The sequence below is a fragment of the Confluentibacter citreus genome, assembly GCF_002807055.1.
Taxonomy (GTDB): Bacteria; Bacteroidota; Bacteroidia; order Flavobacteriales; family Flavobacteriaceae; genus Confluentibacter; species Confluentibacter citreus.
The window spans coordinates 913,338-939,013 of record NZ_NIXN01000001.1 but is presented as its reverse complement, the minus strand read 5'-3'; the positions used below and the strand labels follow the sequence as shown (position 1 = coordinate 939,013).

Genomic DNA, 25,676 nt, shown 5'->3' with positions numbered 1-25,676 from the left:
TTTTTGATTTATCTAAAAATTATCTGCTTAAGTATAAGCGGCCTTGTTTTGGTTTATTTGTACCATCGTTGAAGTTAAAGATGTAGAAATAAACACCTACTGGCAACTGTTTGCTTCCGATGGCTCCTGATTGATTTGCCGTTCCATCAAAACGTGGTGTACTGGCATTTCCTTTGTAAACAACCGTTCCGTATCTATTGAAAATTTCAATACTAAAATTCGGATGTAGAATATCTAGATTGTTATAATCGAACGTATCATTAGTACCATCTCCATTTGGTGAGAAACCATCTGGCAATACCAACTCTCCACAAGAAGTTAAGTCTGGCTCATACGCTAAACGCACACTACTTTCACAAGCCGTTGTTGCATCATATAATGCTGCATAATAAGTAACACCATAGCTTAATAAATCGCTATTAGTAAATGACGAACCACCTGTTGCAGCATCGTACCAAATAACATTATCTAAACTTGAATCATATTCTGAAATGTTTTCGGTTAACTCTGAGATGGTAGGACCATCATTAATACATAATTCTAAATTAGAATTGATTAAGGTTGGCGTAGCAACGTTGTTAACTGTTGCCGTTATTTCCACACCTTGAGATGATTCACAACCAGAACCTGTGGTCTGTCTGGCAAAATAATCTTCACCATTAACTAAAGCATCTGTTGTATTTAAAGGTGTTGCTAACGTGGCATCTGCATACCAACTAATAGTCCCTGATACCCTAATGGCGCTATTTAAATCTGAAACCGTTGGATTATCAGCCAAACAAAATTCTGGATTGGCATCTAAAACGATGGGGGCAGGACTATCACTAATAGTAACCATTATTTGCGCACTTGAGTCTACCAAACATGGAGCAATTGCCGTAACCGTATAAGTATAGACACCTGCAGTATCAACCAATGGGTTAAAGGCTCCTGTACCACTTGTTAAAGCTGGTGACCAAGTGCCTCCTGTTTGTGCTGAACTTCCTAAGAATTGAAATAAATCAGTAACGCCATTTATTACGCAAATGTTTGCTGTATTATCTGTTCCAGCATTTGGGGCTTGTGTTACGGTAACAACAACATCGCTAGAAACAGTACCACATGCATTGTTTAATGAATATGTATAAGTTCCAGGAGCATCCACTAATGGGTCGAATACGCCTGTGCCACTAGCTAGCGCCGGTGACCAAGACCCTCCAACATCTGCACTTCCAATAAGTGTAAATAAATCTGTTGTGCCATTATTGTTACAAACATCCAAAACACCATCTGTTCCCGCACTTAAAGGTGCTTCAACAGTTATTGTTATAACCGTGTTATCATCAACACAAGGTGCTGAAGCTGTTACATTATAAGTGAATTGATAAGTTCCTGGTGTCACTTGAGTAGCATCAAATATATTACCCGTTAATGCGCCTGTTCCGTCAGTATCCTGCCAAACACCACCTAAATCTTGAGTACCATCTAAACCTGTATTTAAATCTACATTGGTATCCGTACTACAAGCAATGATTGGCGTTGCTGGATTTCCTGCATTTGGTGATTGATAAATTGTTGTAATTACTGCTGTTCTTACTGAAGATTCGCATCCAGTAATGGCATTGGTTTGGCTAGCGAAGTAATCTTCCCCATCAACTAAAGCGGTAGTTCCTACTAAAGGTGTTCCGCCAGTAGCATTGCCATACCATTGAATGGTTGTACCTGTTGCTACCAAATCTGCGACTGTTGCTGTATCGCAAAACTCTTGAGTTGCTAATGCTGTTGGCGCAGGTGTATCGTTTATAATTATTGAAACTGTTATGTTTATATCATCACATGTTCCAATGGCAGCGACATCATAAGTGAAATTATAAGTGCCTTGAGCTAAACCATCCAGTGTTACCATATTTCCAGTTAGCAATCCTGTTGCATCATCGTCACTCCAAGTTCCTGTTTGGTCTTCGCCTGTTAGTAAATCAAATAAATTAAAAGTTTGTCCTGTAGTTATAGCAGCTAAACAAAATTCAACTGGCGTATTTGCTGTTCCAGATTCTGGAGCATCTTCAACTGTAACAGATACCGTTGAACTATTTGTACAATTATTTGGATCTACAATTGTATATGTGAAATTATATGAGCCTATGGTTAGCAAGGTTAAATCGACATTACTTCCGCTTAAAGCTCCTGTTGTATCATCATCTGTCCAAGTTCCTCCTAAATCTTCACCAGTTAATTGTCCGAATAAATCGAGAGGTGAATTAGCCGTTAAATCATTTTCGCAAAATACGGCTGCAATGGGAGTCCCTGTATTTGGCAATGGATTAATAATAACTGAAACAGTAACCAATATATCATCACAACTTCCTATAGCATCTACATCATAAGTGAAATTATAGGTGTTAGCCGTGTAAGCCGATAAGTCAACTGGATTAGCAATTATGGCTCCTAAATTGTCTGTTCCAACATACCAAGTTCCGGTTTGGTCTTCATCTGTAAGCAAATCAAATAAATTAAAATTTGCAGGTACGTCACCTTCACAAAATACTTCAGGTGCATTTGCTATTCCAGACTCAGGTGCTGGTTGTACTGTTATTGTTATGGTTTCTGTATTTGAACATGTTCCATTATCAATAGTATAATTGAATGAATAAGGACTTCCTGCTACAGTAAAACCTGTGATATCAATTAAATTCGATATGGTTGCATTACTTGCATCTGTCCATGTACCACTGTTGCTATCTTGAGAGCTATCCAAAGCATCAAATAAATTAAACGGTGAATTTGCAACTAAATCATTTTCGCAAAACGTTTGGCTTATTGCATTCCCAGCATTTGGGTCTGGCAAAATTATTACTTGAACCGTAGTTGATTCTTCTGGACATGGTATAGATATATTTTGCGTATATGTAAAATTATAGGTTGCAGGTGTTAATGTTGTTAAATCAAATAATGAAGTCACCACTGGATCAGTACTTAAAGTACCTTGTGTCCATTGTCCATTTAAGTCTTCATTATCTAAAAGAGAAAATAAGTCGAATGCCGTTGGTGCTGTAGATTCACAAAACGTGGCTGGATTTGTTGGTGAAACTGTACCTGAAGTGAATGTTTCATATACTGTAATAGTTATATTGGCTGAGTCTGGTGGACAAGCACCATTGCTTGGTACAGTATATATAAAGGTATAAATTCCAGCTGTAAGTGTTGAAATATCAACTGTACCTAGATTCCCGTTTGTGGTTGGCAAAGGTCCCGACCATGTTCCGTTTGTATCTGGTGTGCCACCAAGTTCATTAAACAAATCAAAGCTGGGAGTAGTTGAAATACTATCATCACAATATTCTAAAGCTGTGGAAGTTCCCGCATCAACTGGCGGATTTAAAGTGACTAATACAGAAACGGGGTCACTATCACAAAAACTATCAGATACTACATAATAGGTATGGCCATTTACTAATGCGGTTGATGGTGATAAAGCTGGAAGAATAGGGTTTCCAAATCCATCTAATCCTTGATACCATTTAAATGTTAATATAGTACCAGGATCTAAATTAGAAATAGTTGGATTGGTATCAGAACAGAAAATTTGAGAACCAGAAGGAGTTGGATTTGATGGTGAATCTACAACGATAATATCTCCGAATTCGATTTGACTTTTTCCTAAACCATCAATAAAAATTATGTAATAAGTATAAAATCCAGAAAGTAGATCGGCAGGATTGGCTAAATCGGTTAATTCGTAATCATTATAGACCTCTATTGAACCTCCAGATGGTTTATTTGGCTCCAAGACATCATCAATATAAGTTTGAACTGTTGGATTTTCATTACTACAATAAATTCCATCTAATGGTTGACCTGATCTATTAACTTGAAAATCCACAATAACAGAAGTTCTTGAACCACATGACCCTGAATTATCATCAGCATAATATGTTCCTTCTGAAACTAATTGTGTAGGATTAAAAAGAATCCCTCCCGTGGAATTACTGTACCATGATATCCCACCACCATTATCAATTACAAAGTCGGCACTTAGGTCTGCAAAAGTATATCCTGACGCATCTAAAATTAATGGAGATGTATCGTTAACAGTTGGACACTGGGCATTAACTTTAAAAGCAGCCCAAAGGAATACCAAAGTATAGATAGTAAAAAACTTTACGTATCCAAACAAGTAGTTTGTTTTCATAAGTCGGTTAGTTATAGATTTGAGTTAATAGACATTTACACTAAAAGACTATATTTAATTTCTTTAAGAAATCCATATAAAATTCTTAATAGCTGTGCAATTTAACGTATTTTTTTGTATTTTAACGAAATTTGTTAGAGTATTTTGCTTTTTATCGAAAAAAAAAGCTTTTAAACGAAAAAACTCATCCTTTTTGAGGATGAGTTTTTTCGTTTAAAATAAAACATATGTTTTAATGCTGAAGTTCTTCTTCACCTTCCTTTAATGGAATGTTTTGTGGAACAAAGTCAATATCATGTCCTGGTTTACTGTAATCGTATGCCCATCGGTATACATGAGGTATATCTCCTGGCCAGTTACCATGCATGTGCTCCACCGGTGTAGTCCACTCTAATGTAGTAGATTTCCAAGGATTCTGAACAGCTTTCTTTCCATAGAAAATACTACTAAAGAAATTATATAAATAGATTATTTGTACAACACCACCCACTAACGCAAATATGGTTATTATAACATTTACATTGGCTAAATCATCGAATAAAGGAAAGTTACTATTGGTATAGTATCTTCGAGGCAATCCTGCCATACCTATAAAATGCATTGGGAAGAATACACCATAGGCACACACTGCGGTAATCCAAAAATGTATATAACCCAAATTCTTATTAAGCATTCTACCAAACATTTTAGGATACCAATGATAAATACCAGCAAACATACCATACAATGCAGAAATACCCATTACTAAATGGAAATGTGCGACTACGAAGTAAGTATCATGTACATTAATATCTAAAGCACTATCACCCAAAATAATTCCTGTTAAACCTCCAGTAATGAAAGTAGATACAAAACCTATTGAGAATAACATAGCAGGATTCATTTGCAAATTACCTTTCCAAAGGGTGGTAATCCAATTGAAGGCTTTTACAGCTGATGGAATTGCAATCAATAAAGTTGTAAAGGTAAAAACGGAACCAAGGAATGGATTCATACCAGAAATAAACATATGGTGACCCCAAACAATGGTTGATAAAAATGCAATAGCAAGTATAGAAGCAATCATGGCACGATAACCAAAAATAGGTTTACGTGAGTTAGATGCCATAATTTCGGAAACAAGACCCATAGCTGGTAAAATAACAATATATACCTCAGGGTGACCTAAGAACCAAAATAAATGTTCAAATAATACTGGTGAACCTCCTTGGTAATGCAACACTTCGCCTTGAATAAAAATATCAGATAAGAAGAATGAGGTACCAAAACTTCTATCCATTATTAATAATAATGCAGCAGATAATAATACTGGGAATGATATAACCCCGATAATAGCAGTAACAAAGAAAGCCCATATGGTTAATGGAAGTCTTGTCATAGACATTCCTTTGGTACGCAAATTAATAACAGTTACTATGTAATTTAAAGATCCTAACAACGAAGAAGCAATAAATATAGCCATTGATACAAGCCATAAAGTCATACCCATACCAGAACCACCTTGCGCCATTGGTAAAGCACTTAATGGTGGATAAATTGTCCAACCTGCTGCTGCTGGTCCAGCTTCCACGAATAAAGAAATCACCATGATCACACTTGATAAGAAGAATAACCAATATGATACCATGTTTAGGAAACCTGATGCCATATCTCTGGCACCAATTTGCAACGGAATAAGCAAGTTACTAAATGTACCACTCAATCCAGCAGTTAATACGAAGAATACCATAATGGTACCGTGAATGGTAACCAATGCCAAATAAATATCAGCATCCATGACACCTTCTGGTGCCCATTTGCCTAATAAGGCCTCAAAAAGCACATTAGGTTCTTCTGGCCATGCAATTTGCATACGAAACATTAATGACATTAAAACGCCAATAACTCCCATTATAGTACCTGTAATTAGATACTGTTTAGCAATCATTTTATGGTCTTGGCTAAATATATATTTAGTTACAAACGTTTCTTTATGATGATGTCCGTGGTCGTCATGAGCTTCGTGAGCGTGATTATCTTCGTGTGCTGACATAATCTTATATAGTATTTTTCTTTTTAATTAGTTTCTATTCAGTTACTATTTCTGCAACCTCGGGGGTTGTCACTTCAGTTGGAGTTTCCACTTCAATTTCTGTTGTCATGGAAGCTTTAAACGTTTTTTGTTCTTTGATCCAAGCATCATATTCTTCTTGAGTTTCAACAACTATTTTCATTTGCATGTTATAATGGGATTTACCACAAATCTTATTACATAATAATAAATAATCAAACTCATAAGGCGTTAATGCCTCTTCTCCATTAGCAATTAAATCTTTGCTTTTCTCAACCCTGATTTTATTAATATTTGCAACTTTATCTAACATATCAGGAGTTTGTCTCATCTCAGCCGTTGTAACAGTTGGTGTAAAACCAAATTGAGTTATCATACCAGGTACACAGTTCATTTGTGCTCTAAAGTGAGGCATGTAAGCAGAATGTAATACATCTTGAGAACGCATTTTAAATAATACAGGTCTTCCAACTGGTAAATGCAATTCTGTTGTAATAATATCATCTTGTGCATTAGGGTCTCCTTCATCTAAACCTAATATATTAGCGCGATCTATATCAATCAATCTTACATTGGCTTTACCTAATGTATTATCCTCTCCACCATATCTCGCCTTCCAGTTAAATTGTTGCGCATATAATTCTACGATTAATGGATCTTCACTTTCATCTACTCCCATGATATTAATCCAAGTATTCAAGCCATATATAATCAATCCTGCCAAAACAATTACTGGGATGATGGTCCAAATAAATTCCAACTTGTTGTTATCAGCAAAAAACAATGCTTTTTTACCTTTTTCACCTTTATATTTATAAGCAAAATAGTGTAGTAAGAATTGGGTAACTGTTTGCACAAAAAATATAAGCACCATGGAGATAATCATCAAATTATCTATTTTGGGTCCATGTTCTGAAGCAGAATTCGACATTAATGGCAAATCGCCCCATTTAACAAAACACACTATGGTAATTATGTAGATGAAAGCTAAAAAGCCCATCATTAAATATGCATTGATTGTGTTATCCTTATCTGTTGCTACTTGAGAATTTTCACTTTTAGCTTGAGCCAAATCGAATATCTTCACCATTTGCCATATAGCAACTAAAATGAATATTAAAACTATAATTGTTAAAAAAGTAGTCATCGTTCTCTCTCTTCTTTATTTATATCTATTAATAATGGAAATCTTTGCTTTCTTTTATAAGTGGGTTCCCTTTTGCTAGCAACGGTGCTTTTGTTAAAGCTGTAAACACTATAAATATAAACAGTCCGGCAAACAATAAAATGGAACTTATTTCAGGAATACCTATAAACCATCTATCACCTACTGTTGCTGGCATAATCATCACGAAAATATCTATATAATGTCCTGCAAGGATTACTAATCCAGCCATCACAACAAACCAAGGAATACGTTTATAATCGGCATTCATCAACATTAATATCGGGAAAACAAAATTCATAACCACCATACCTAAAAATGGTAATTGATAATCCTCAAAACGTGTTACAAAATAAGTTACCTCTTCCGGTATATTTGAATACCAAATAAGCATGAACTGTGAGAACCATAAATATGTCCAGAAAATACTGAATGCAAACATAAATTTAGCGACATCATGTAAATGGTTTTCATTGACAAACTCTAAATAATTTCTAGACTTTAAATAAATAATCATCAAAGCAAGGACTGTAATACCGCTCACAAACATAGATGCAAAAACATACCAACCAAAAAGTGTACTAAACCAATGCGGGTCTACACTCATGATCCAATCCCATGACATCATGGATTCCGTATAAATAAAGAACACTAAGAATGCAGCAGAAATACGAAATGTTTTCTTAAAGTTACTAATGTTGTCAGCACTATCTTGAGCGATAGAAAATTTACGAGCAAAATGTCTATATAAACTCCATCCAGCTATAAATATAATCCCTCTAACAGCAAACCAACCTATATTTAAAAATCCAGATTTTCCTTGAATTAATTTATCATGTGCAACAACTTCAGGATCCATCCATACAAATAAATTGTAGTGTCCAATAGTTCCAGATGCTAACGCAATGGCCAAAACAATTAAAGCTCCAGGTAATACATAGGCTGTAATACCTTCCATTACTCTAAACAACACTATAGACCATCCAGCTTGAGATGCAAATTGTATCGCATAAAATGCTAAAATACCTAAGGCAATCATCATAAAGAAAAATGCGGCTACATAAAGTGCTGCCCAAGGTCTGTTACTAATTTGGTGCATAACATGTTCTGCATGTTCGTCCTCATGATGGACATCAGCAGACGCATGATTTCCTTCTTCATGAGTTCCATGACTCTCTACCACAGCATGAGAAGCTTCCTCTGCGTGACCTTCTCCATGATGGGCTGATGCCTCTTCTGCAAGCATGGTTTTAACTTCTTCTAAAGATTTATGAGACGTCATAAAACCATACCCCACACCTAATACTCCAAGAATTATTAGAATGAAAGAAAATGTCTTTAACTTATTTGAAAATGTGTACATATCTTATATAATCTTACTTTTCTAAATCTGCTTTTAACTGTAACACATAGGCTACTACTTGCCAACGCTCTTCAATACTGAGTTGATTCGCATAAGAACCCATAGTATTTTTACCGTAGTGAATGGTATGATAAATACTGCCTTCTGTAATAGCTCTACCCGCATCATCATATGATGGAATTCCTAATATCTTTTCTCTTTTTACCAAATTTCCTTGTCCATCACCTTGATTTCCATGGCAAATGCCACAGTAAATATCATATAATACTTTACCTCTAGCCAAATCTACTTGAGTTGAATCAAGCGGAGTTTTTAAAGTAGCTTTAGCTAAATCATATCCTTCTAAGGTATTGTCTATATCAAATGGCACGAATCCTCTAGGAACTGAACCGTCTGCTGGTGTTCTGGAAGCCATACCATTTTCAAACATGGGATTTTCATTATAAGTCTCATACCCAACTGATTCATACATATTAGGCATAAACTGATAATTAGGCCTGGTATCTTTTTTACACGATACAATAGCTACTAAAACTATGACTATTGTTGTTATTTTAATTAAGCTTTTCATCTGTATTATTAATGGGCTTTATCAACTATATTAATTTCTACTGCGCCAGTTTCCTTAAGCAAACTTTCAAGTTGTTCTTCGTTTCCATCAACAGCAATTTCCATTAAGAAATGATCATCTGTAGTTCTTGGATCTGGATTTTCCGCTTTTTTAAATGGCCACATCCTACTTCGTAAATAAAATGTAATTACCATTAAATGCGCTGCAAAAAATACTGTTAGCTCAAACATAATTGGCACAAAGGCTGGCATATTTTCTATATAACTAAAACTTGGTTTTCCACCAATATTTTGTGGCCAATCTTCTATCATTATATAGTTCATCATAACAATAGACACAGTTAGACCAACAAGACCATACATAAATGATGCAATGGCAATTCGTGTTGGAGCTAATCCCATAGCCTTGTCTAGCCCGTGAACTGGAAATGGTGTATAAATTTCTTCTATGTGATATCTCTCTGCCTTAACTTTTTTAACAGCCGACATTAAAACATCATCATCCGTATAAATAGCGTGAATTACTTTTGAAGCTTCCATATGCTACTTGTTATTATTAAATTCTTTATTAGTATCTCCAGATGTTCTTGCATCAGCACCAGTTCCTACTAAACTACCACCTGCTTCTCTAATCTTTTTATAGCGTTCTCCTGAAGATTTTAAAATTGTTTTAACCTCTGCTTGAGCAATTACTGGGAATGTTCTTGAGTAAAGTAAAAACAATACAAAGAAGAATCCAATAGTACCAATAAATATGCCTATATCAACAAATGTTGGGGAAAACATTGTCCAAGAAGATGGTAAGTAATCCCTATGTAATGATGTTACGATAATTACAAAACGCTCAAACCACATCCCAATATTTACAACTATAGATATGAAGAATGAAAACATAATGCTAGTTCTTAATTTTTTAAACCACATAAATTGTGGAGAGAATACATTACAAATCATCATAGACCAATATGCCCACCAATAAGGTCCTGTGGCTCTATTTAAAAAGGCGTATTGTTCGTACTCAACACCAGAATACCAAGCAATAAATAACTCTGTAATATATGCCACACCTACAATAGAACCCGTAATCATGATAACGATGTTCATTAATTCAATGTGCTGTACTGTAATATAATCTTCTAGATTACACACTTTTCTCATAATGATAAGCAGCGTGTTTACCATGGCAAATCCTGAGAATACCGCTCCAGCAACAAAGTAAGGAGGGAAAATGGTTGTATGCCAACCAGGAATCACCGATGTAGCAAAGTCAAATGATACAATGGTATGTACAGAAAGCACTAAAGGCGTTGCCAAACCAGCAAGTACTAAAGACACTTCCTCAAAACGTTGCCAATCTTTTGCTCTTCCAGACCATCCAAAACTTAACAAGGAATAGATTTTCTTTTGAAAAGGTTTCACTGCTCTGTCACGTATCATAGCGAAGTCAGGCAATAAACCTGTCCACCAGAATACCAAAGACACTGATAAGTAAGTTGAGATTGCAAATACGTCCCAAAGTAACGGTGAGTTAAAGTTTACCCAAAGTGAACCAAATTGATTTGGAATTGGTAATACCCAATACCCTAACCATGGACGACCCATGTGAATGATTGGAAACAAACCTGCCTGAACTACAGAGAAAATGGTCATCGCTTCTGCAGAACGGTTAATCGCCATTCTCCATTTTTGACGGAATAATAATAGTACTGCAGAAATAAGTGTCCCTGCGTGACCAATACCAACCCACCAAACGAAGTTAGTAATATCCCAAGCCCAACCTACGGTTTTGTTTAAACCCCAAGTTCCAATACCTGTAGATATTGTATAAATAATACATCCAATTCCCCAAAGAAAAGCGGCTAGTGCAATAGAAAAAACTATCCACCACTGTTTATTGGCTTGTCCTTCTATAGGCCTAGCTACATCCACGGTAACATCGTGGTATGATTTTTCGCCTGTAACTAAAGGTCTTCTAATAGGTGCTTCGTAATGAGACGCCATAATCCTTTTATAAGTGTTTCTTAATTAATTTATGCTTCTGTTGTATTTCTCACTTTGGTTTGATACATCACGTTTGGTTTTGTTCCAACGCTTTCTAACAAGTGATACATACGATTGTCTTCTTTCAATTTTGCAACTTTACTGCTCTTATCATTAATGTCTCCAAAAACCATGGCTCCATTATTACAAGCTGCAGAACAAGCTGTATGAAGTTCTCCATCTTTAATTTCTCGTCCGTCACGTTTCGCATCAAGGATTGTTTTTTGTGTTATTTGGATACACATAGAACATTTTTCCATAACACCACGAGAACGTACTACCACATCTGGATTTAAAACCATACGCCCTAAATCATCATTCATGTGATAATCGAACTCATCATTACCAGCATATAAAAACCAGTTAAAACGACGTACTTTATATGGACAGTTGTTTGCGCAATATCTAGTACCAACACAACGGTTGTAAGCCATGTGGTTTTGACCTTGACGACCATGAGACGTCGCAGCAACTGGACAAACAGTTTCGCAAGGTGCATGATTACAATGCTGACACATGATTGGCTGGAACGCTACTTGCGGGTTTTCAGACGCATTTTCCATTTCACCAAACTCGCTTAATGAACTTCCTAAACCAGAAATATCTTCTTTTTTAGTGTTATCACCTTCAAAAGATGTTTCTGAAGAATAATATCGGTCAATACGTAACCAATGCATATCACGGCTACGACGAACTTCTGTTTTACCAACTACTGGTACGTTATTTTCTGCGTGACAAGCTATAACACAAGCCCCACAACCAGTACAAGCATTTAAATCTATTGATAAGTTGAAATGATGTCCAATAGAACGATCAAATTCATCCCATAAATCAACATCTGGCGACGTTACTGGTGTTTCCTGATGATTTAAAGATACCTTTGGGATTTTATTCCATCCATGTTCTTCATCTTCTTTGTCATAAGTACTGAAAATCATTAAAGACGTTTCTTTAATAATATCACCACGACCCATTAATGTATTGTGCAACTGAACCGATGCAAACTCATGTTCACCAGCAACTTTTTCAATAGTTACATTTTGTACACTATTAAAATTATGATATAATGCATAGGCGTTAACACCTGTTTGCATTTCTTCTTTTAAACCTTTTGTTTTTCCATAACCAAGTGCCAAACCAACAGAGCCTTTTGCTTGCCCTGGTTGAATCATTACTGGAGCAGTTAAGGAAGTTCCATTAACGGTAACTTTGGCATAACTACCATTTAAAGCACCATTGGCAACATGGATGTTTTGCAATCCTAATGCGTCAGCGTCAGCTTTTGAAATGGTTAAATAATTATCCCATGACGCTCTTGTAATTGGGTCTGGAAACTCTTGTAACCATGGGTTATTGGCTTGTTGCCCATCTCCCATACCTACTTTGGTATATAATGTTAATTCAAAGCCATTACTTTTAGCCGAAGAAGCTAAGGTATTTGCTGCATCGCCCACAGATGTTTCAACGGTTTCTTCTACTGTTGTATTAGAAGCGGTTGTATCTACTGTTTCAGTAGCAATGGTTCCAACAAAAATACCATCGTGTAATGCTTGGTTAAAAGAACTTCCTCCTAAAATACTAGACCCCCAAGCGTCTTTAATATAATCATGGTAAGACAAGTCATTACCATTCCATTTTAATAAAGCCTCTTGAAATTGTCTTGTATTGAATAACGGACGAATAGTTGGTTGTATCAACGCATAATGTCCTTTTTTAATTTCTACATCGCCCCAAGATTCTAAATAGTGAGGTGCTGCAGCAATATATTGTGTTTCTGATGCGGTTTCATCTGCTTTAAGGGAAAACGCAATAGATAATTCTGTTTTTTTCAATCCTTCAGCAAAATCTGAAGCATTTGGTAATGTATATAATGGATTCACACCACTCATAATGATAGCTCCAACCTTACCTGCTTTCATATCAGCAATTAAAGTCATCACTTCTTTATCATTACCCTGTCGGGTTTTTATAGGTGCAGAAGCATCAAATGCTTTACTGCTTAAAAACGCATTGATTTCTAAAGCTACGGTTTGCGCATTGACATCTTGAATTCCTGTAACCACAACACCATCACTACCAGCTTTTTTCAACTGGTTAGCAGCACTTTTCACAGCTTTGTCTATAGCTTCTGGCAAACTTCCAGAAATGGAGCCACCCACAACATAACTATATAATTTAGCTAAGGCTAATTTTTGTTGGCTTGGTGTTAGAGGCACGCGTTTATCTGCATTAGCTCCAGTTAAAGACATATTAGACTCAAACTGAATGTGACGTGACATTTTTCCGTTTTGAGGAATTCTGTTTTTTGAATATCCAGAATCAAAACCGCCACCTTGCCAACCTCCTAAGAAATCTGCACCAATTGATACAATGGTCATGACTTTAGAGAAATCGTAATTAGCTAATCCGCGTTCTCCATATTTAGCTTGGTAAGCATCAAGTGCAGCAGATTCCGAAACAGCATCGTAGACGACATGACGAACATTACCATATTTTTCTTTGAACTCAGAAATTAACTTACTTGTAGATGGACTAGCAAAAGTTTGTGTTAATAATACAATCTCTTTTCCAGCAACTTTTAAATCAGTTAATTTTTGATTGGTGTCTTTATCAAAAGCACTCCAAGAAATGGATTTCCCATCTTTAGTAGGCCCTTGAACTCTTAAACTGTCATACAATCCTAAAACCGAAGCATTGACTCTGGCATTCGCACCACCCTTGGTAGTTGCCATAGTATTATTTTCTATTTTAATTGGACGACCCTCACGAGTTTTTACCAAAACACTTGCAAAATCAAATCCATCAGCAATAGTAGTTGCATAATAATTAGCTACTCCTGGGATAATTTCTTCCGGCTGAACTACATAAGGAATCGATTTAACCACAGGCCCTTCACAAGCAGCAAGCGACGCTGCAGCAGTACTAAAACCTACAAATTTTAAGAAATCGCGACGGGTTGTAGATGTTGCATCCAATAAATTTTTATCGCCTAAAAATTCATCTGTAGGTATTGGTTCTACAAACTCGTTTTGTTTTAGCGTCTCAACAATAGAGCTATTTTCGTTTAGCTCTTCAACACTTTTCCAGTATTTCTTGTTTGATGACATATTATATAATTGAATTACTTCTTTAATAAATTAATAATGACACTTACCACATTCCAAACCACCCATTTGCGCAGCTGTCAATTCTTCTACACCATATTTTTTGGATAATTCCTCATGTATTTTGGTGTAATAAGCATTGTCTTTTACATTCACATTGGTTGTTCTATGGCAATCAATACACCAACCCATAGTTAATGGTGAAAATTGTTCAACAATTTCCATTTCTTGAATTGGACCATGACATGTTTGGCATTCCAATCCAGCGACAGTAACGTGTTGTGAGTGATTAAAATATACGAAATCTGGCAGATTATGTATACGTACCCACTTCACTGGTTGCGAATTACCTGTATAACTTTGCGCAGCATCATCCCATCCTGCAGCAGCATATAGTTTTTTAATTTCGCCATCATAAAACTCTTTAGAATATTCTGGTGACGTTTCACCGTTATACTCATAAATGGATTTATGACAATTCATACACACATTCAATGATGGAATTCCAGAATGTTTACTTACCCTAGCTGAAGAGTGACAATATTTACAATCTATACCATTATCTCCAGCATGGATTTTATGTGAAAAATGAATAGGCTGTACTGGTTGGTAACCTTGATCTATACCAATTTGCATAAAATAACCATATACAAAAAAGGCACTTGTTAATAAAAAGAATATAGCAACTACCAACATTAAGAATTGGTTCTTAACAAAGGCTTTCCATAAAGGCGTTCTTTTTGTTTCTTCTGGTAATTCTATGTTTTGAGCAGCAGCAAAACGACGTAATGTTTTGTTTACTACATATAGTCCGGCAGCCAATAATATAAATAGGATTGCTAACGCCCCTAAGATGATATTATTTGAAATACCACCTCCTGTATTTGTATTTGCTTGAGCACTTGAGCCAGTACCTGATTCTGAAGCGGCAGGCACCGGTTTTTCTTCTGCTGTATAAGCTAAAATATCACTAATATCTTGGTCAGACAACTGCGGAAATGCAGTCATAGCCGTTTTATTGTATTCGTTGTAAATTTTATTGGCATAGGCATCGCCAGCCTTAATCATACCTGAGCTATTGTGAATCCAATCAGTAATCCATTTTCTGTCCAAGCCTTGTTCTTCGGCCAAACGTGTTTCAAAATTACGTAGAGCAGGCCCTGTCATTTTTTTATCTAATTGATGACACGCGGCACAATTGGCATTGAACAATGATTTTCCTTTTACTGGATCTCCTTCTTGGGCAGAAAGCGAGGTTGTAAACGCTAATAAAATAATTAAGCCTAAACGAAGAATGCTTTTACTTAACTTACGGTGAATCACCTGTTTCATATTATTGGTTAAATTAACTTCTAAACTTTGGTATGATTTTTTCTTTCAGTAACAGAAAAAACGCAGTTATAAAACTCAGGCAAAAGTAATATTAAAAGTCGATTTTAGAAACGCTAGGTAAGCGGAATTGGTAATTTAGAGGGATTCTAAATAATAAAATGAGCCAAAATTAAGTTTGCAACGTATACATTTGTATTAATATATTTGAAAATGAAAACATTGAATTTGAGATTAACAGTATTAGCCATTTTTAGTTTTATTTCAGCATCAAACTTTTGCAATGCTCAACAAGGATCGGTTTCTGTAAATCAGGATAAAAAAATAGCCACTTTATTAGATTTAAGAAAAGATATGAATAAGAATGATAGTGATTCCGATCGCTATAAAATTCAAATTTATAATGGCAACAGAGCTGGTGCTTCTGCCGCTCTAGAAGAATTTAATTCAAAGTTTGATAAATGGGAACCAACAATTCTTTATGAACCGCCAAATTTTAAAACTTGGGCAGGGAATTTTAGAACCAAGATAGAGGCCGACAGGGCTTTAAAAGAAATAAAGCAAAAGTTTTCAAGTGCTTTTATTTTAAAACCTAAGAAGTAAAAATACATATAAAAAAAGGGACTCCTGCAGGGTCCCTTTTTTTATGATATGACTTAAGATAAGCTTTTACTTAAGTTTCTTTTTAACTTCAACTTCATGGAATGCTTCAATAATATCTCCTTCGTTAATATCATTATAATTTTTTATTTGCATACCACAGTCAAATCCTTTAGTAACCTCTTTAGCATCGTCTTTAAATCGTTTTAATGATGTTAACTCACCTGTGTGAACAACAACACCATCTCTAATTAAACGAATGCTTGAGTTTCTAAATATTTTACCATTGGTAACCATACAGCCTGCAATACTTCCAATTTTAGTGACTTTAAATATCTCTCTAATTTCAGCAGTACCAGTAATTTCCTCTTTTAGCTCAGGAGACAACATACCTTCCATAGCATCTTTAAGGTCATTTATAGCATCGTAAATGATAGAGTAAGTTCTGATATCTATTTCTTCTTTATCGGCAATCGATCTTGCATTCCCAACAGGACGCACATTAAAGCCTACTATAATAGCATCAGATGCAGAGGCTAATAACACATCGCTTTCTGTGATGGCTCCAACACCTTTATGTAAAATGTTAATTTGAATCTCTTCTGTAGATAATTTTTGGAACGAATCTGTTAATGCTTCTACAGAACCATCCACATCCCCTTTAAGGATAATGTTCAATTCTTGGAAATCCCCTAAAGCAATACGACGACCAATTTCATCAAGGGTAATGTGACGTTGTGTTCTAACTGATTGTTCTCGTTGTAATTGAGCACGTTTGGAAGCTATTTGTTTGGCCTCACGCTCATCATCAAATACATTAAATTTATCTCCAGCTTGTGGCGCTCCATCCAATCCTAAAATAGAAACGGGTGTTGATGGTCCAGCAGCAGTAACATCATTTCCACGCTCATCATGCATGGCTTTTACCTTACCACTATTTTTCCCTGCTAATACATAATCGCCAACGCGTAAAGTTCCTGCTTGTACCAATATAGTTGACACATACCCACGTCCTTTATCAAGGAAAGCTTCCACAACGGTTCCAGTGGCATTTTTATTCGGATTTGCCCTAAGCTCCAATAACTCGGCTTCAAGTAATACTTTTTCTAATAATTCTTTAACCCCAGTTCCCTTTTTAGCTGAAATATCATGCGATTGGATTTTTCCACCCCAATCTTCAACCAATAAGTTCATTTGAGCTAATCCTTCCTTAATCTTTTCAGGATTTGCATCTGGTTTATCAATTTTATTGATGGCAAAAACAATAGGCACACTGGCAGCTTGTGCATGCGCAATAGCTTCTTTGGTTTGTGGCATAATATCATCATCCGCCGCTACAACAATAATAGCTAAATCTGTTACTTGTGCTCCACGTGCACGCATGGCGGTAAATGCTTCGTGACCCGGAGTATCCAAAAAAGCTATCTTTTGACCACCTTCCAACACCACGCCATAAGCACCAATATGTTGGGTAATACCTCCTGATTCTCCCGCAATTACATTTTCCTTACGGATATAATCCAGTAAGGATGTTTTACCATGGTCTACGTGACCCATTACGGTTACAATAGGTGCTCTAGGTAATAAATCTTCTTCTGAATCTTCCTTAACCTCTATGGATTCTTCTATATCGGCAGTTACAAATTCTACTTTATAACCAAATTCATCGGCAACGATAGATAAGGTTTCAGCATCTAAACGCTGATTCATTGTAACCATCATTCCAAGTGACATACATGCAGAAATAATTTGGGTTACTGGTACATCCATCATGGTAGCAACTTCGCTTGCCGTAACAAATTCGGTAACTTTAAGTATTTTGCTTTCTGCTGCTTCTAACTCAAGATTCCTTTCAGTTTGGTCTCTATGGTAGTCTCTTTTCTCTCTTCTATATTTAGCTCCTTTTCCTTTGGATCCTTTTCCTTGTAATTTTTCAAGCGTTTCTCTTACTTGTTTTTTTACATCTTCATCACTAGGCTCTTCTTTAAGAATAGGTCTTCTTGCTTGACCAGGTTTATTATTACCTTTAAATCTATCGTTTCTATCATTTGGACCCGAACTAGGTCTAGCCGAGGCATCTGTTGGTCGTGCTTGAGTAGTATTATTACCTGCTTGAGGCCCTCCCACTTTACTAATTCTACGACGCTTTTTCTTATTGGCGGCATTAGCATCATTCGGCTTAGTTTCGGGTTTTTTATCTTCCTTCTTCTTTTTTGGCTTATTAAACTGACTTAAATCTATTTTATCACCAGATATTTTTGGCCCTGTAAGCTTTTGGTATTTTGTTACTAATGTTTCTTCTTCAGGCTCAACAGCATCAGCTTTTACCTCTTCTTTAACAACAACCGGCTTAACAATATCTGTTTTTGGTGCAATAGGTTCTGGCTTTTTAACCTCAGGTTCAACAGTTTCAACTTTTACCTCTTTCGTTTCTTTAACCTCTTCTTTTATAGGTTCAACCTGCTTAACAACTTCTTCTTTAACAACTTCCTCTTTTACAGGCTCAGGTTTAACTTCCTTCTTTTGTGGCTCTAAATCTATTTTACCAACTTGTTTAGGACCAGAAAGCGTTCTAGTAGCTTTATAAATTTCTTCTCTTTTAGCGGCTTCTTTTTGTCTTTCTTCAATTTCACGCTCACGTTGTTCACGCAACACTTCCTTTTCTTTAAGTTTTGCCTCACTGACTTCTATAGATGCCACTTTTTTGTTTGCATCTACTTGAAATTCATTGGAAAGAAGTGTGTGAATTTCCTCTGATATTTTGGTGTTAGGGCTCTTTTCTATCTCTACGCCTTTGTCCTTTAAAAACTCCGTTGCGCGATCAATGGAAATATTGAGTTCCCTTAACACTTTATTTAATCTTACTGTTTCAGCCATAAATTGCCTTTAAAATACTCAAATATATGTTATTCTTCAAATTCTTCTCTAAGAATCCTAATAACGTCATTAATTGTTTCTTCTTCTAAGTCTGTTCTTTTTACTAAATCTTGAACATCTTGCTCAAGGATACTTTTAGCAGTATCAAGTCCAGCTTTACTAAATTCTTTAATAATCCATGCTTCAATTTCATCGGAGAACTCAGATAATTCCACATCCTCTTCCGCTCCTTCTCTAAACACATCTATCTCATAGCCAGTTAATTGACCCGCTAAACGAATATTATGCCCGCCTCTACCAATTGCTTTACTGACTTCTTCTGGTTTTAATATCACCTCAGCACGTTTTGTTTCTTCGTTTATTTTGATGGAAGTAACCCTTGCTGGGCTTAAAGCTCTAGTAATATATAGTTGTAAATTGTTTGTATAATTGATAACGTCGATATTCTCATTTCCTAATTCGCGAACAATACCATGAATTCTAGACCCTTTCATACCGACACATGCTCCAACAGGATCGATTCTATCATCATAGGAATCTACAGCTACTTTAGCTTTTTCTCCAGGAATCCTTACCACATTTTTAATGGTTATAAGTCCGTCAAAAACCTCAGGTATTTCTTGTTCAAACAATTTTTCCAAAAATGCTGGCGAGCTTCTAGACATAATAATGGTAGGTTTTGCTCCTTTAAGCTCAACACTATCAATAACACCTCTTACATTGTCTCCTTTTCTAAAAAAATCTGAAGGGATTTGTTTTTCTTTTGGCAATACAATTTCATTACCTTCATCATCCAATAAAATCACAGCTCTGTGACGAATATGATGTACCTCAGCCGTATAAATTTCACCAATTAAATCTTTAAATTGCTTATAGATGATGGTATTATCGTGCTCGTGAATTTTAGAAATTAAATTTTGGCGCAATGCTAAAATAGCCCTTCTACCTAAATCTACTAACTTTACTTCTTCGGACACATCTTCACCTACTTCAAAATCGGGTTCAATTTTACGTGCTTCAGACAATGAAATTTCTTGGTTAGGTTCTACAACCTCTCCATCTGCAACCACAACTCTATTTCTCCAGATTTCTAAGTCCCCTTTGTCTGGGTTAACAATAATATCAAAATTGTCATCATCTCCAAATTTCTTCTTTAGTGCGTTTCTAAAAACATCCTCTAAAATAGCCATTAACGTTACACGATCAATTAACTTGTCGTCTTTAAATTCTGAAAAAGATTCAATTAACGCAATATTTTCCATACTCCTTTTGAATTAAAATTTAATCATCACTTTTGCTTCCACAATATCTTGGAAAGCGATATTAGCTTGTTTCTTCACTACTACTTTTCCTTTACCCACAAGTTTAGGCTCTTTAGCTTTCCACTCTAGGGTGATCTCGTTTTCGGTTGCATTAACCAAAACGCCTTCTATAACTTCCGAAGTTGTTTTTACCTTGAGCTCTCTAGACATGTTTTTTTTGTACTGTCTTTTATTCACTAACGGAGATGTGGCTCCTGCAGACATGACTTCCAAAGAAAAATCTTCTTCCTCTCTATCTAGATTGTGTTCAATAGCACGACTTACAAACATACAGTCTTCTACAGAAACACCTTGGTCGCCATCAATAACAACTTTTATGTGATTATCTCCCTGAATAGAAAAATCGATAAGAAACAAATCACTTCGTTCCAACAGGGCATTATCCAATAAATTCTCAACCTTACTCTTAAACATTTTATTATAAAAAGAGGGGACTTCTTGTCCCCTCATATATCTATTTTTCCTAACAACGGCGCAAATATATAATATTATAATTGATTTTTAAAGTAATAATTTATAAATTTATACGAATCATACCACCATTAAACATGAAAAAAATACTTGTCCCAACCGATTTTTCCCCTCAAGCCGAAAACGCATTAAAAGTAGCCGCTCAACTAGCAAAAAAACACCGTTGTGCCATTCACTTACTTCATATTATTGAATTGCCACTTCAAAAAGTAGACCCTATACTTGCTAATAACGATTTGCCAGAGGCTATTTTTTTTATGAAATTGACTAGCAAACATTTTGAAACACTACTTAAAAACGACTATCTAAAAGACATAACCATTCACCAACATGTGGAGTTTAATGATATCTTTAAAAGTGTTTTTCATGTGTGTGAAAAGCATAATATTGATTTAATTATCATGGGTTCTAAAGGAACTAGCGGACTAACCGAGATGCTTATTGGCTCAAACACCGAGAAAGTAGTTCGTACTTCTGTAGTTCCTGTTTTAGTAGTTAAAAAAGAACATGAAACTTTTAAAATAGATAACTTTGTATTTGCGTCAGATTTTAATGATGAAAGTAAAATACCTTTTACAAAAGCTACTGACTTTGCTAAACTTTTAAAGGCTAAAATACACCTATTATTGGTAAATACGCCCAATAAATTCATGACAACTTTTGAAGCGGAAGAACGCATGCTAAACTTTACCAAACATGTTGATTTTAAAAATTTCAGCATAAACATATATAATGATGAAACCATTGAAAGCGGCATTATGAATTATGCACAATCCATCAATGCCGATTTAATTGGCATGAGTACCCACGGCAGACAAGGCCTCTCGCATTTCTTTAATGGCAGCATTAGTGAAGATTTAGTGAACCATGCTAAAAGACCTGTTATGACATTTAAAATTTAAATGTTTTGAATAAAAACAAAAAATCCTGACTCAGTATAGAATCAGGATTTACAATTATGTTGGCTTACTAGGGCTCGAACCTAGACTCTTCTGGACCAAAACCAGACGTGTTGCCAGTTACACCATAAGCCAATGTGTAATTGAGGGTGCAAATTTAGCACAAAGTTTTATTTGAACAAGCATTTTTTAAAAAATAATCTCGAATACTTAACGTTTACTTAAAAGCATTATGCGATTGCATATTTATTACTAAATTCGCCGTAGTAAAAAACAAACATCTTCATGACACAATTTAACTTTAAAAAATGGAACACCATAACAGGCTGGTTCGCTTTTTTAATAGCATTAATAACGTACAGCTTAACTGTTGAGCCTACCGTAAGCTATTGGGATGCTGGTGAGTATATTTTAACGGCATCAAAATTACAAGTTGGCCATCCACCTGGAGCACCTTTATTTCAAATGCTGGGAGCCTTTTTCTCTATTTTTGCCTTAGAACCTTCGCAAATTGGCTGGATGATGAATATGATGAGTGCTGTGTCTAGTGCTTTTACTATTCTGTTCATGTTTTGGACCATTACCATACTTCTTAAAAAATTGGTTATTTATTCAAATTCTAATAAAGAAAATATTGATAATGATTCAACTGAAATTTCTTTAACCAAACAACAATACATCGCTATTTTAGGAAGTGGTTTAGTAGGGAGTTTAGCATTTACATTCACGGATTCTTTTTGGTTTAATGCTGTTGAAACTGAGGTTTACGCCATGGCAACCCTAATCATGGCCGCATTGTTTTGGCTTGGACTTCGTTGGGAAGAAGATATGGATAAGCCTAGAGCCAGCAAATGGCTTATTTTAATTTCATTTATTATCGGACTCTCTTTTGGGGTGCATTTTATGGGATTATTGACCATTCCTGCTATTGGTCTGGTGTATTATTTCAAAAACTACAAAACGGTTACCATAAAAAATTTCATTATTGCCAATTTGGTTTCGGTGGCAATCCTACTATTCATCTTTAAATTATTGGCACCCAACATTCTTAAAATCTTTAGTGCCCTTGAAATATTTTTTGTAAATAGTATTGGACTTCCTTTTAATTCAGGCTCTATAATAGCGGGCATCTTATTGGTTGTCATCATTTATTACGGATTAAAATACACCAAAGAGAAAAATTACAAAAATTTAAATACTGGTATTTTATGTTTAACCTTTATCATTATTGGGTTTTCAACATGGTTGATGCTTCCTATTCGGGCGAATGCCAATGTTGTTGTTAATGAAAATGATCCGTCCAGCGCTAGAGAATTATTAGCCTATTATAATTTAGAACAATACCCAGAAACCCATTTGTTTTATGGCCCTTTGTTTACGGACCAATATGCTTATCTAGATGACAGCAATCCGTATTCAGATGAAAAACCAAAATACGAGAAGGATGAAGCCCTAGGTAAATATGTGATTGTAAACGATTACAAAAATGCCAAACAAAATTTCAATTCCAAACATGCTGCTATACTCCCAAGAATGTGGAGTCCAGAGCATGCCGACAACTATATGATGTTTTCAGGTTTCCTAGATTTCAATGTTAAACCAAGTTTACAAAATGATTTTTATAGAAATGCCATGAATGCCGGAGCTTCTGAAGAACAAGCAACAACGTATGCATTAAACCAAGTAACAAGCTATAAAACAAAAATAAGTAATTTTAAAAATGAGGTAGCTAAAGGCAATGTTGATTATGAAGATTATAATAACTTTTTGAAAAAGGAAAAAAACAACATTAATGTTGAAAAACCCTCTTTATTTTCGAATATAATCTACATGTTTCAATACCAGCTGGGGTATATGTACTGGCGTTACTTTATGTGGAATTTTTCAGGAAAACAAGATGACATACAAGGTAGGTATGACAATCATGGCAATTGGATTACTGGGATTAAAGTGGTTGACGAATGGCTTTTAGGCTTGTCTCAAGACAACTTACCAAGTGATGTTAAAAATAATAAAGGCAGAAATACCTATTACTTATTGCCTTTTATTCTGGGTTTAATTGGTTTTTTCTTTTTGTTCAACAAAGACAAAAAGCTGTTCTGGGTTATGCTAGTATTTTTCCTCTTTACGGGAATAGCCATTCAGTTTTATACCAATGTACGCCCTTTTGAACCGAGGGAACGTGATTATTCCGTAGTTGGATCTTTTTATGTGTTTGCGCTTTGGATTGGTTTTGGTGTATATGCCTTGTATGAAGCCTTGAAAAAATATGTGCCCTCCAATATAACTGCTCCATTAGTTACAGCTGTCTGCTTAGTTTTAGTGCCCGGTATTTTAGCCTCTGAAAATTGGGATGATCATGATAGATCTGATAAATACACGGCTAATTCCATGGCTAAAATGTATTTGGACTCGTGTGCAGAAAATGGTATTTTATTCACCATTGGTGATAATGACACATTTGCGCTTTGGTACGCCCAGGAAATCGAAGGCTATAGAACGGATGTTCGTATTATTAATACCAGTTTGTTCCAAACCGATTGGTATATAGACCAAATGAAGCGAAAAGCATATGAAAGCGACCCCATTCCTTCCCAACTCACTCATAACGATTATAAATTTGGGACTAATGAATTTCTTCAGATTGAAAATATGATCAGTGACACATTACAGGTAAAACAATTATTGGATATTGTACAAAGTAATAACCCTAAAACAAAATATAGGTTTGTACTTGAACAAAAAGGTTATGATGCGTCAGATTTAAAACAATTTAGAAGTCAAGATTTAAACGCCAATTATGTCCCAACGGAATATTTGAGGATTCCCGTAAATAAAGAAAATGCTTTAAAATATGGGATTGTAAAGCCTAAAGATGCCGACAAAATAGTGCCTTATATTGATATTCATCTAACAACCGGTGCTTTATTAAAAAACAGATTGCTCATGCTGGATATTGTTGCCAATAACGATTGGAAACGACCTATTTATTTTACAGGTGGTAGCTTTGGTGATGATGACTATATCTGGATGAAAGATTATTTACAATTAGATGGGATGTGTTATAAACTAGTCCCTATTAAAACGCCTGTTAATGAAGCCAATCCTTTCGATATGGGACGTGTTGATAGTGACCTAATGTACAGCAAAGTTAAAAAATGGGATTGGGGAAATAGTGGTGGTGATATTTACCACGACCCAGAAACCCGTAAAAATTCCATCTCTTATAGAGGTAATTTGGCTAGGCTAATTGAACAGCTCATAAATGAGAATAAACTAGATAAAGCTGAAGAAATAGCAGACATAGCTATGACTAACATGCCTGTTGATTATTTTGGATATTACACACTTTTAGAACCTTATATTAGTGCTTATTATGAAATAGGAAATAAAGAAAAAGCTCAAAAACTATTCAAACAAGTCGCTAGAAAATATCAAGAAAACTTAAAATACTACAGCAGCTTAAAAGTAAAAAATCAAGAAAAACTATTTGAAGAGATTTATACCGACATTCAGCGTTATAAAGGTTTAGTGGATGTTTTAATTAAATACGATCCTGAATTTGCTGAAAAGGAAAGTGATATTTTTAATAATAATTTAAATTTATTCAAGCATTTTTATGGTGAAGAAGAGTCAGATACTGATGAACAACCACAAGATATAGATATCCTAATTGACAGTTCTGAAAGTATAGAACCCGTTAACGAATAGTTTTTTT

The 25,676-nt window shown here is 35.3% G+C and carries 15 protein-coding genes and 1 tRNA gene; 3 read left to right on the top strand and 13 right to left on the bottom strand.

Features of this window, described 5'->3' with window-relative positions; all coding sequences use genetic code 11:
- Positions 1–19: 19 nt before the first annotated feature.
- The 9 genes from CDH49_RS04095 to CDH49_RS04055 form a co-directional block, all read right to left on the bottom strand.
- Entirely contained in the window at positions 20–4,168 is a 4,149-nt protein-coding gene (locus CDH49_RS04095) for a gliding motility-associated C-terminal domain-containing protein (protein WP_100614112.1), read from the bottom strand.
- A gap of 232 nt (positions 4,169–4,400) precedes the next feature.
- The gene (locus tag CDH49_RS04090; RefSeq protein ID WP_100614111.1) at positions 4,401–6,200 is read right to left on the bottom strand and encodes a cytochrome c oxidase subunit I; all 1,800 of its coding nucleotides are present in this window, start codon (positions 6,198–6,200) and stop codon (positions 4,401–4,403) included.
- A gap of 34 nt (positions 6,201–6,234) precedes the next feature.
- Positions 6,235–7,365: a cytochrome c oxidase subunit II gene (locus tag CDH49_RS04085; protein WP_100614110.1), complete on the bottom strand. Its 1,131-nt coding sequence runs from the start codon at positions 7,363–7,365 to the stop codon at positions 6,235–6,237.
- A 28-nt stretch (positions 7,366–7,393) separates the two neighbouring features.
- Complete coding sequence (locus tag CDH49_RS04080) at positions 7,394–8,746, bottom strand: quinol:cytochrome C oxidoreductase (protein ID WP_100614109.1); 1,353 nt, start codon at positions 8,744–8,746, stop codon at positions 7,394–7,396.
- Positions 8,747–8,759: 13 nt separating this feature from the next.
- Positions 8,760–9,317 (bottom strand): c-type cytochrome, encoded by a 558-nt coding sequence (locus tag CDH49_RS04075; protein ID WP_239970568.1) that lies wholly within the window; start codon positions 9,315–9,317, stop codon positions 8,760–8,762.
- Positions 9,318–9,325: 8 nt separating this feature from the next.
- Positions 9,326–9,856, bottom strand: a complete 531-nt coding sequence (locus tag CDH49_RS04070) for a DUF3341 domain-containing protein (protein ID WP_100614108.1) — start codon at positions 9,854–9,856, stop codon at positions 9,326–9,328.
- Between the two features lie 3 nt (positions 9,857–9,859).
- The gene (gene nrfD, locus CDH49_RS04065; protein WP_100614107.1) at positions 9,860–11,317 is read right to left on the bottom strand and encodes an NrfD/PsrC family molybdoenzyme membrane anchor subunit; all 1,458 of its coding nucleotides are present in this window, start codon (positions 11,315–11,317) and stop codon (positions 9,860–9,862) included.
- A 29-nt stretch (positions 11,318–11,346) separates the two neighbouring features.
- Entirely contained in the window at positions 11,347–14,463 is a 3,117-nt protein-coding gene (locus tag CDH49_RS04060; RefSeq protein ID WP_100614106.1) for a TAT-variant-translocated molybdopterin oxidoreductase, read from the bottom strand.
- A 30-nt stretch (positions 14,464–14,493) separates the two neighbouring features.
- Entirely contained in the window at positions 14,494–15,792 is a 1,299-nt protein-coding gene (locus tag CDH49_RS04055) for a cytochrome c3 family protein (RefSeq protein ID WP_100614105.1), read from the bottom strand.
- 210 nt (positions 15,793–16,002) lie between these two features.
- On the opposite strand from CDH49_RS04055, the gene CDH49_RS04050 reads away from it, so the two are divergent.
- Complete coding sequence (locus CDH49_RS04050) at positions 16,003–16,392, top strand: SPOR domain-containing protein (protein WP_100614104.1); 390 nt, start codon at positions 16,003–16,005, stop codon at positions 16,390–16,392.
- Between the two features lie 66 nt (positions 16,393–16,458).
- On the opposite strand, the gene infB is transcribed toward CDH49_RS04050, so the two are convergent.
- From infB to rimP, 3 genes are read right to left on the bottom strand one after another with little or no spacing between them, the layout of a single operon-like run.
- A complete protein-coding gene (infB, locus tag CDH49_RS04045) occupies positions 16,459–19,266 on the bottom strand; it encodes a translation initiation factor IF-2 (protein WP_100614103.1) in 2,808 nt (935 codons plus the stop codon).
- Between the two features lie 29 nt (positions 19,267–19,295).
- The gene (gene nusA / locus CDH49_RS04040) at positions 19,296–20,528 is read right to left on the bottom strand and encodes a transcription termination factor NusA (protein WP_100614102.1); all 1,233 of its coding nucleotides are present in this window, start codon (positions 20,526–20,528) and stop codon (positions 19,296–19,298) included.
- A gap of 12 nt (positions 20,529–20,540) precedes the next feature.
- The gene (rimP, locus tag CDH49_RS04035) at positions 20,541–21,002 is read right to left on the bottom strand and encodes a ribosome assembly cofactor RimP (RefSeq protein WP_100614485.1); all 462 of its coding nucleotides are present in this window, start codon (positions 21,000–21,002) and stop codon (positions 20,541–20,543) included.
- 134 nt (positions 21,003–21,136) lie between these two features.
- Here rimP and CDH49_RS04030 point away from each other — a divergent pair, with 134 nt between their 5' ends.
- Complete coding sequence (locus tag CDH49_RS04030) at positions 21,137–21,961, top strand: universal stress protein (RefSeq protein ID WP_100614101.1); 825 nt, start codon at positions 21,137–21,139, stop codon at positions 21,959–21,961.
- Positions 21,962–22,020: 59 nt separating this feature from the next.
- Here the strand turns inward: CDH49_RS04030 and CDH49_RS04025 are convergent.
- Positions 22,021–22,093: transfer RNA gene (locus CDH49_RS04025), tRNA-Gln, on the bottom strand.
- A gap of 150 nt (positions 22,094–22,243) precedes the next feature.
- On the opposite strand from CDH49_RS04025, the gene CDH49_RS04020 reads away from it, so the two are divergent.
- On the top strand, positions 22,244–25,669 hold the full coding sequence (locus CDH49_RS04020; RefSeq protein ID WP_100614100.1) for a glycosyltransferase family 117 protein: 3,426 nt from the start codon (positions 22,244–22,246) through the stop codon (positions 25,667–25,669).
- Positions 25,670–25,676: the final 7 nt, after the last annotated feature.